At 41.7% G+C, this 9779-nt stretch carries 3 protein-coding genes; all 3 read right to left on the bottom strand.

The window, feature by feature from the left end; translation table 11 throughout:
* Positions 1-14 precede the first annotated feature (14 nt).
* Positions 15-5408: a trifunctional serine/threonine-protein kinase/ATP-binding protein/sensor histidine kinase gene (locus tag ACP6PM_RS16945; RefSeq protein WP_426586615.1), complete on the bottom strand. Its 5394-nt coding sequence runs from the start codon at positions 5406-5408 to the stop codon at positions 15-17.
* Between the two features lie 166 nt (positions 5409-5574).
* On the bottom strand, positions 5575-5679 hold the full coding sequence (locus ACP6PM_RS16940) for a hypothetical protein (protein WP_426586613.1): 105 nt from the start codon (positions 5677-5679) through the stop codon (positions 5575-5577).
* A 61-nt stretch (positions 5680-5740) separates the two neighbouring features.
* A partial coding sequence (locus tag ACP6PM_RS16935) for a trifunctional serine/threonine-protein kinase/ATP-binding protein/sensor histidine kinase (RefSeq protein ID WP_426586611.1) occupies positions 5741-9779 on the bottom strand: 4039 nt, incomplete at its 5' end.

The raw sequence follows: 9779 nt of genomic DNA, 5'->3' as shown, positions 1-9779 counted from the left end.
CAAAAGACTATATTTTATCTAGGAATCACGATAGTAAAAATTGTACCTTGCCCAAATGTTGAGTTGCAGGTAATCTGACCACCATGTTTTTCGGTAATAATTTGATGGGCGATCGCTAACCCTAAACCCGTTCCTTTCCCCACTTGTTTTGTAGTAAAAAAAGGATCGAAAAGTCGTTTTTGCGTTTCTTGGTTCATCCCCACTCCATTGTCCGCTATCGCAATTGTAACTTGTTTTTCATCCGTTTCTGTACTAATGCGAATAGTTGGAGAATCTTGACGCGAACATTCTGACAAAGCATCAATGGCATTATTAAGTACATTCAGAAATACTTGGTTTAATTGTCCGGCATAACATTCCACTAACGGTAATTTTCCATAGTCCTTCTCCACTTGAATTTCGGCTCGTTTTTCCTGTTTTTGAAAGCGATTTTGTAAAATAGTTAAGGTACTTTCAATCCCTTCATGTAAATCTACACGCTTGAGTTCCGACTCACCAAGACGTGCAAAAGTTCGTAGAGATGTGACGATATTTTTGATGCGCTCGCTCCCATTTTTCATAGATTTTAACAGTTTTTCAAAGTCATCTCCTAGGAATTCTAAATCCATCGCCTCGATTGCTATTTGAATATCACGGTGTGGCTCAGGATAGTGAGTTTGATAAAGAGCGAGTAATTCCAGCACTTCTTCCATATATTCGTTAGCATGAGTAATGTTTCCATGAATAAAACTTATGGGATTGTTAATTTCGTGGGCAATTCCGGCCACCATTTGACCCAAACTAAACATTTTCTCGCTTTGAATCAATTGGAGTTGTGTTTGTTGCAAGTCGTGTAGTTCTCGTTCCAGTTGGAATGCTTGTTGTGCTTGTTGGTAAAGGCGGGAATTTTCTAGAGTAATGGCAGCTTGAGCGCATAAAAGCTCGATAATTTCTACGCGTTCGCTCGTAAATGCCCCCATTGTTTGATTGTTTTCGAGATAAACAATACCTATAAATTGTCCGCGATCTGATAGAGGCAGACATAAAATCGAACGAGGTTGATTTTCTTTGATATACCTATCTCGTACATAGTCAGTTTCGCTGGCTGCATTATCTAAGAGCAGAGATGTTCGGCTGTGTTTGACGGTATTGACTATCGTTAAAGGAACTTCTAGGCTGTCTTCTACGGGAATACTTTTTATGGACTTTGTTTCTCCATCAGCGATCTTGGCTTCGAGTATTAAGGTTTCCTGACGAAATAACATTAAGGCAACAGTATCTGCACCTGCATTTTCTTGGATAACTTCTATGAAGTTGGCGATGGCCTGTTCTAGGTCGATTTCTTTGGAAAGGGTGCGGGACGCTTTCATAAGAGAGGCTAAATCTAACAGTTCTCCCGTGCAGGTACTGGTATTTGAAACCGTTCCTTTGGTAATATTGGCTATCGTATCGTTGGTTGTTAACTTCAATTGTTGCCGTTGGAGAATGGGGGCAAGCAGTTGAGGATAGCGTTTTTCGAGATCGTTGGCTTTAGCTTTGGCTCCCCATTGAGCGTAAGAATAATAGGCTTCTTGCATATATACCGCAGCCTCTTTTTCTCGTCCCCAGTCGAGGTAAAATTTGGCAAAGAGTTCGTTGGCGATGGCTTCTTCTTGAATGTATTCGTTTGCTTTCGCTCCAGCAATTGCGCGATCATAACATTCCATTGCCTCTAGTTTTTGTCCGAGAATGCGATAACGTTCTGCCTCAATTAGTTGTCGTTTGTGTTCATAATTGACTGGGGCGCAAGCTGCAAACTTGCATAACTGCTCCAAACTCTTCTCAAATGACTCCCCAATTATAATTTCTTGACTTTGTACTTTTTGCTGTTCTGCTGCTTTCAATCGTAATAGACAGTTATAGAAATGAACAGCCGGAAGACAAAGCATACCCGCTAGGTTGCTGATATATTTTTCCACTTCCCCTGCAACTTCTATACCCCGAGAGACTTCTTCAAACAAGCAACATAAAGTCAACTTGTGGACTATGAAATATCCGATTCCGGTACGATCTTCTTTTTCGTATAATGCAGGCACGATCTCTTTCTCGTTAAAAAACTCTCCAATGAAATCGATACTGGCGATCGAGCTTGTCAAATTGGCAACGACTTGTTGGAGGAGGCAATAATATTTGAGGGTCGTTTCTTGTTTGGTTTGTTCGAGAACTTCCCGATAAATTCCTAAATCCCGTTCTAAGATATCTAGCTCGACCCCAGCAAAATATGCCGTCAGAAATCGAACTAAGATACAATTGCCAGAATCCTGATATTCTCCTGCTTCTATGCCCGCCAATCCCGCTACTAGAGATGGTTGCAAAGATACCCGAGCGGAATCTTTGATATTCTGAATGTGATTGTAGAATAGGTGTTGCGTCGTGCTTTTGACCGACTCCAACCCCGGTCTCTCCAGCAGTTCTACCCCTAAGCGTCCGAATTGGTAGCCTCGTTCTACATCCAACCAACTTACAATTAATACCATGCCGTAGAGAGCGCAGGCGATGGGGGATTGACAACTCAAACCCCACTGGACCGTCAGTTGCAACTGTCGGATAGAAACCAACTGAAACAATAGCATTCGGACTTGATAGCATGGCGAAAGCATACTGGCTAAAATTTGCATGGCCGCCTTAATTTCTCGGTTTTGTATGGGCGGTAACTTCGCAATATCCCCTACTTCAGTCCCGGCTAGGGCAGTATCGAGTTCGCGCAATTCTTGTCGAACATCCTCTTGTGTGGGATATTCGGGTAATTCGACTCCCAATTGTAGCAATGCCGATAGGGCAATCTTCAAGCACTGGAGTTGTTCGTGTCGCGCTTGAGCTATTTGCATTTCGATTTCGATCGCCTTAATTTCCTCTAAGATATTTTCTGCTTCTTGTTTGAGGATTGCAACCCTCTCACTTGCCTTGGCAAAATCCCCCGATAGAAAGGCCGCTTCGGCGATATTTTCCGAGAAATAAAAGGCTAATTCTCGTTGTTGCTGCCAAGGCGTGTTGCCCAATAACGTCATTGCTCGCTCGAAGTAAGTGATCGCTGCTGCATAAGCGGTGGAACGTTTGGCTTTTTCTCCCGCAAATTTGTTTAATTGCACCACTTGCTCGATCTCTTCTGGAGAAGTCAGCAAAGATAGTTCAATATTGAAATGTTTGACAATCTCCAATACTTGTTCTTGGCGTTTTTCTAGCGATAAATGTGCGAGTAAAGCACGACCGATGTTAAGGTGTGTTTGACCGCGCTTATGTTCGGGAATCAAAGTATGGGCTGCCTGTTGGACGCGATCATGGAGAAAGCGATAACCCACTGCGATCCCTTCGATGTCTTCGCGTTCACCTTCCCATCCTTGAAAAAACTTGTAGGCTTCACTCTGAGGTAAAATCAACCCTTCTCGCAAGGCACTCCATAGAGCTGCTGCGATTTCCTCGTCAGGGGTTTCGCAGATAATGGCTAAGGTCTCTAAGTCAAATTGATTGGCAATACAAGCTGCTAGTTTCAGAACTTTTTGAGTTTCTTCCGGCAACTTATGCAACCTTCGGGCCATAAATTCCACTACATCATCGGTAAGGGCTGCATCTCGTACCTTGACTAGATCACATTCCCAATATCCCAAATCCTGATTAAAAGTAATTAACTCATCCTCATGTAATCCTTTTAAGAACTGAGTTGTAAAGAAAGGATTACCTTTCGTATTTTGATAAACTAAATCTGTTAAGGGAGCAGCTAACTCCACCGAACAACTGAGAGTTTCCGCCACCAATTGATTAATGTGATTAACAGACAAGGGAGCGAGAGTAATAGTCGAAATTGTTGTTTGTTGTTTCTCTAATTCTCCTAAACAGAAAATCAACGGATGAGCCGGGAAAACTTCATTATCTCTATATGCTCCCAACATGAGCAAATATCCCGTTTGAGTGTTTCCCATCAAGACTTTCAATAAATTTAACGAAGCTGAGTCCGCCCATTGCAAGTCATCCAGAAACAGGGTTAAAGGATGCTCAATGGTAGTGAAGACGGCGATAAATTTCTCAAACAACAGGTTAAAGCGGTTCTGGGCTGCACTCCCAGATAGTTCGGGCACTCTTGGCTGTTCTCCGATGATGTGTTGGAGTTCGGGAATAACTTCAATGAGAACTTGCCCGTTTTCTCCTAATGCTTCTAGGATTTTCCCTTTCCACTCTTGCAATTGGGCATCACTTTCTCCGAGTAATTGCCCCATTAAGTCTCGGAAGGCTTGGAAAAAGGCTGAAAAAGGAATGTTGCGATTGAATTGGTCGAATTTGCCTTTGATAAAGTATCCTTTCTGTCTGGTTATGGGTTTGTGAACTTCATTTACCACGGCAGTTTTACCTATACCGGAAAATCCAGCGACCAGCATCATTTCTGAATTTCCCACCTTCTCCCCTCTTCTCCCCCCTTTCAAAGAGGGGTTGGGGGATGCTACTCTTTCAAAAGCATCAAGCAAAATTTGTACTTCTTTTTCCCTTCCATACAGTTTTTCCGGGATGAGAAAGCGATCGCTACGATCTCGTTCTCCCAATACAAACGGCTCAATTTTTCCCGTTTCTTCATATTCAACCCGACATTTTTCTAGGTCATATTTTAGCCCCAAAGCACTTTGATACCGCTGTTCCGCATTTTTCGCCATTAATTTCATAACTATATTAGCTAAAGGTTTCGGCACTTGAGTATCAGGAATCGAAGGGGGGGTTTTGGCTATGTGTGCGTGGACCAGTTCTAGGGGATCTTCACTTTCAAAAGGGAGTTTTCCTGTCAAGAGTTCGTAAAAGGTTACTCCTAGAGAATAAAAATCGCTGCGATAGTCTATCCCTCGATTCATGCGTCCGGTTTGTTCCGGGGAAATATAAACTAGGGTTCCTTCTAAGACATTGGGGGTTTGCAAACTTTGGGTTTCTTTTGGTAGTAATGATGAGATACTAAAATCTATTAATCTTACTTCTTTTGTTTCTTGATGAATTAAAATATTTGCTGGTTTGATATCTTTATGAATAATTTGATTTTGATGCAGATGGTGCAGAATTTCTGTTACAGAAAGAGCAATTTCCCAAAATTGTGGTAGGGATACAGACAATTGGTGCTGATATTCGGCTAGGGATATGGCTCCTATGTCTTCCATGATTAGAGCATAGCCATTGTTGTAACGCAACAGCGAATATGGTTTGACTATACCTTTGATGTCTAGATTTTTGGCAATGGCGTATTGATTTCTAAACTGGACTAATTCGTTAAAGGAAGGATATTCCTGAGCCATCAATTTGATAATGACTTGTTGCCTGCTCTCTATATTTCTACCCCGATAGACTAGGGTACGTTCGCTTTCGTGAATGAGTTCATGGGTTTGATGATTAGCAATTTTTATGGCTTGTGTCTCAATCATTAGCTTGGTTTATTTGTCGTTGAGTTTAATTTTTATTATATTTACCCTAGTTTACTTCATTTTTGGCCGAAAGTCCAACTATTATAATTTCTGTTTTCATCATTAATGCAGCCGCAATGCTTCCTTGGTCAATCTGGCTACAGTTTCGAGGAAGGCTATAAATATTTTATCTAGGAATCACGATCGTAAAAATTGTACCTTGCCCAACTCTGGAATTACAACTAATCTGACCACCATGTTTTTCTGTGATTATTTGATGGGCGATCGCCATTCCCGAGCAACTTCTTCCCTTAAATTAAAGAGGATTTTTATCCCCTTTGATTCTTAGTAATTCAACGTTTTTTTTGTTGGATGGGAATTTCTATGAAAAAGGTTGTTTCTCCAGGTTGAGATTCACAAGAGAGACTTCCTTCGTGTTGTTCGGTAATAATTTGATAGGCGATCGATAAACCCAAACCAGTTCCTTTTCCCACCGCTTTTGTCGTAAAAAAGGGGTCGAAGATGCGATCGCAAATTTTAGCCTTTATTTCCTGGCCATTATTCGATATCGCTATCGTCACGGTTTCTCCATTAGTTTGAGTACCCAGGGAAATCCGAGGCTGAATTTCCGGCGATGATTCTAATGCATCAATAGCATTATTAATAATATTCATCAACACCTGATTTAGTTGACCTGCATAGCACTCAACTAAAGGTAAATTACCATAATCTTTCACGATTTGAATTTCTGCCCCTCCTTGTCGCCCCAGCAACCGAGATTGTAAAATAGTCAGGGTACTTTCTATTCCTTCATGTAAATCTACTACTTTCAATTCTGCTTCATCTAATCGAGAAAAGTTTCGTAAAGCAAGCACAATTTTTTGAACGCGTTCCACTCCAGCTCTCATGGAGTCTAAAATTTTGTGGAAATCTTCTTGACAATAGTCCAAATCTATTTCTGCGATTATTTCCTCAATTTCTGGATGGCTTTGGGGGAAGTGATGTTGGTAAAGCTCGATAACCTGCATGAAATCCTGGGCATAATCTCTCGCATGATCGATATTTCCATAGATGAAATTAATAGGATTGTTGATTTCGTGAGATATGCCAGCAACCATTTGTCCTAAACTAAACATTTTTTCACTTTGAATGAGAGTCAGTTGAGTGCGTTGCAGCTCTTGGAGTTCTCGTTCAAGTTGGAGTGCTTGTTGTGCTTGTTGGTAGAGGCGGGCATTTTCCAGGGTAATAGCGGCTTGAGCACAGAGCAATTCCAGCACTTCTACCCTGTCTAGGGTAAAAGCACCCATTGTTCGATTGTTTTCCAGATAAACAATGCCAATAAATCGTCCGCGATCTGATAGAGGCAGACATAAAATAGAAACAGGTTGATTTTCTTTGATATACCTATCTCGTACATAGTCAGTTTCGCCTGCACCACGATCTAAGAGCAGAGACATTCGGGTGCGTTTGACAGTATTGACGATCGCCTTGGGTACTTCTAGGCTTTTTTCGACGGGAATGCTATCTATGGGTTGGGTTTTTCCGTCAGCGATCTTGGCTTCTAGGATTAAGGTTTCCTCGCGAAATAACATTAAGGCGACAGTTTCGGCAGCAGCATTTTCTTGGATGACTTGCATGAAGTTAGTAATGGCGTGCTCAAGGTTAATTTCTTGAGAAAGGCTGCGAGATGCTTTCATTAGACTGGCTAAATCTAATAAGTCTCCAGTGGAGGTACTGGTGTTGGTAATCTTTCCTTTAGTCAGATTGGCTATGGTATCGTTAGCAGTCAACCTTAATTGTTGCCGTTGGAGAATGGGAGAGAGCAGTTGGGAATAACGTTTTTCGAGGTCGTCTGTTTTAGCTTTTGCTCCCCACTGAGCATAACAATAATAGGCTTCTTGCATATAGGTACACGCTATTTTTTCTTTACCCCAGTTGAGATAAAATTTAGCTGCCAGTTCGTTAGCGAGGGCTTCTTCTTGAATGTATTCATTCTCCTTGGCTCCAGCAATGGCGCGATCGTATAACTCCATTGCCTCGGTTTTATCGCCCAACACCCGATATGTTTCTGCTTCAATCAAATGCCATTTGTGCAAATAATTAGTTGGGGCATGAATTGCTGCATTCTGCAATATCTTCTGATTGGCTGCAATTTTTTCCAGTCTCTTTTGGCATTCGCTTTCTGGTTGCGAGGTAAAATCGGCTAACATCACCAGAGATTGATAAAAGTAAAATAGAGTCACCAGCGGCGTTCCAGAAGCACCTACCAAGCATTTTTCTGCATTGTCAAGACTCTCATATGCACCATTCCAGTCTTGAAATAAATAGCAAATAAATGCCAGAGGAACGTAAAAATAACCTTGTGTTGTCAAATCATTGGCTTGCTTGCGAAGAGGTAGCATTTTTTCTGCATCATAGGCTTCACCGACGACTGCGCAAGGATTTTGAGAGTTACCCAACAAATTATCGACCATCTGATGATACATATCGATCCAGTTCTTACAAGTTTCCCTGTTTATCCTTTCTAAGGCTTTACTATTAACTGACATTTCTTTTGCTAGTTCGGATAATTCTTGGCCGCTAAGATAACTATATAATGAGTAAAAGGAAAGAGCATAGCCTGCAAATTCAAGGTCTCCAACTTCCAAACAAATTGCATAGGATTTCTGGAGATTTTTGATGCTATTTCTCAAGTGTTCTTTGTAATGCTGGACAAGACCAAGCATGACAAAAAAAGCACGACCATAAGCAACTGAATTACTCTGTTGTTCCAGTTGGAGTGCTAGTTTGCCAAATAGATATCCTTGTTCAATTTCACCAATTTCGACCTCACCAAAATTGTTACATAACGATAAACCTTGAAAGGAATACCCACTAGCAGAAACAGGGGAGTTGCCGTACTGAAGTGATAACTTAACTTGCTCAAAAGTAATTAATATCATCAACATTGGCTTGGATTTGTAAGCAGTAGGAGTCACGTAGGACATAAGTCTCATGGCAGCCAGCATATTAGGATCGGTCATCATGGGTAGTTCTGCTAAGGTAGTTGGATGGCGATCGCCCAAATTTGCTTTTAAATCATTCCACCAAAGCTCGATATCTGAGTCATCTGGTTCTTTAGGAAACTGACGAATTCCTAGTTTTTCCAAAACTATCATGGCGGTATCAAGGGATTCTCGAAAGCGAGTGCGAGCTTCTAATGCCTGAATTTTGACCTCATAAAGCTTGATCGTGTCGAGCAAGGTGCGAGCATTCTTCAGTCCTACCTCGGCCAACTGCTCCATTTTTTCAAAGTCACCATTGAGATAAGCTGACTCAGTGGCCAACTCGTAGAGTGCCAAGGTGAGTTCATAATCGCACTCCCAACTATTTTCCCTCAATAATTCGATTCCTAACAATAAATATTCAATGGCTGCTGCGTAAGCTGTTGAATTTTTGGCTTTGCGTCCTGCTTGTAAATTTAACTGGCAGAGTTGTTTTTTCTCCTCATCTGTAGCGATTAAACCCGCTCCCATATTCAGATGATTGATAATATCAAAAATTTTGTCTTCTAAGTTTTTCTCTGATGTATATCCGAGCAGTAATCGACCAATGGTGAGATGGGTTTGCTGTTTTCGACTTTCGGGAATTAAAGAATAAGCAGCTTGTTGAACGCGATCGTGCAGGAAGCGATAACCCACTCTAATCCCCTCGGCATTATCCTCCTCTTTTTCCCATCCTTGAAAAAATTTATAGGCTTCGCTCTGGGGTAAAATTAGTCCCTCTCGCAGAGCGCTCCACAGAGAGGCGGCCACTTCCTCGGAAGGGGTTTCGCAGATGATGGCTAAGGTCTCCAGGTCAAATTGATTGTCAATACAGGCGGCTAATTTGAGGACCTGTTGAGTTTCTTCCGGCAACTTGTGCAACCTTGTGGCCATAAATTCCACCACATCCGAAGTGAGGGCTGCATCTCGCACCTTCACCAAATCGCATTCCCAATATCCCAAATTTTGATTAAATGCAATCAGCTCATCCTCATGCAATCCTTTTAAGAACTGAGTGGTAAAGAAGGGATTGCCTTTCGTCTTTTGATAAACTAAATCTGTTAAGGGAGTAGCTAATTCTACCGAACAACTGAGAGTTTCCGCCACTAATTGATTGATATGACCCACAGACAAGGGAGCGAGAGTAATGGTCGAAATTTTTGTTTGTTGTTCTCTTGGTGCGCGTTCCCTAGCGCCGGTTTCCGGCGCGGGGTCGCACCGCTTCTCTAATTCTCCCAAAGTTAACATCAATGGATGAGCCGGGAAAACTTCGTTATCTCGATATGCTCCCAACAATAGCAAATATCCAGTTTGAGGTATCCACTCAATATGATGGGGTAGGGAATGATTATAACTGCCAAGAGCAACT

The organism is Dapis brunnea BLCC-M229 (assembly GCF_050015995.1).
Taxonomy (GTDB): Bacteria; Cyanobacteriota; Cyanobacteriia; order Cyanobacteriales; family Microcoleaceae; genus Trichodesmium.
Note: the sequence above shows the minus strand (reverse complement) of the source record. Positions and strands in the feature narration are given on the sequence as shown.

What these genes read in the sequence shown, in the direction of transcription:
- ACP6PM_RS16940 (WP_426586613.1), bottom strand. Translation starts at nt 5,679, where the DNA reads ATGGCGATCGCCCATCAAATAATCACAGAAAAACATGGTGGTCAGATT.
- ACP6PM_RS16945 (WP_426586615.1), bottom strand. Translation starts at nt 5,408, where the DNA reads ATGATTGAGACACAAGCCATAAAAATTGCTAATCATCAAACCCATGAA.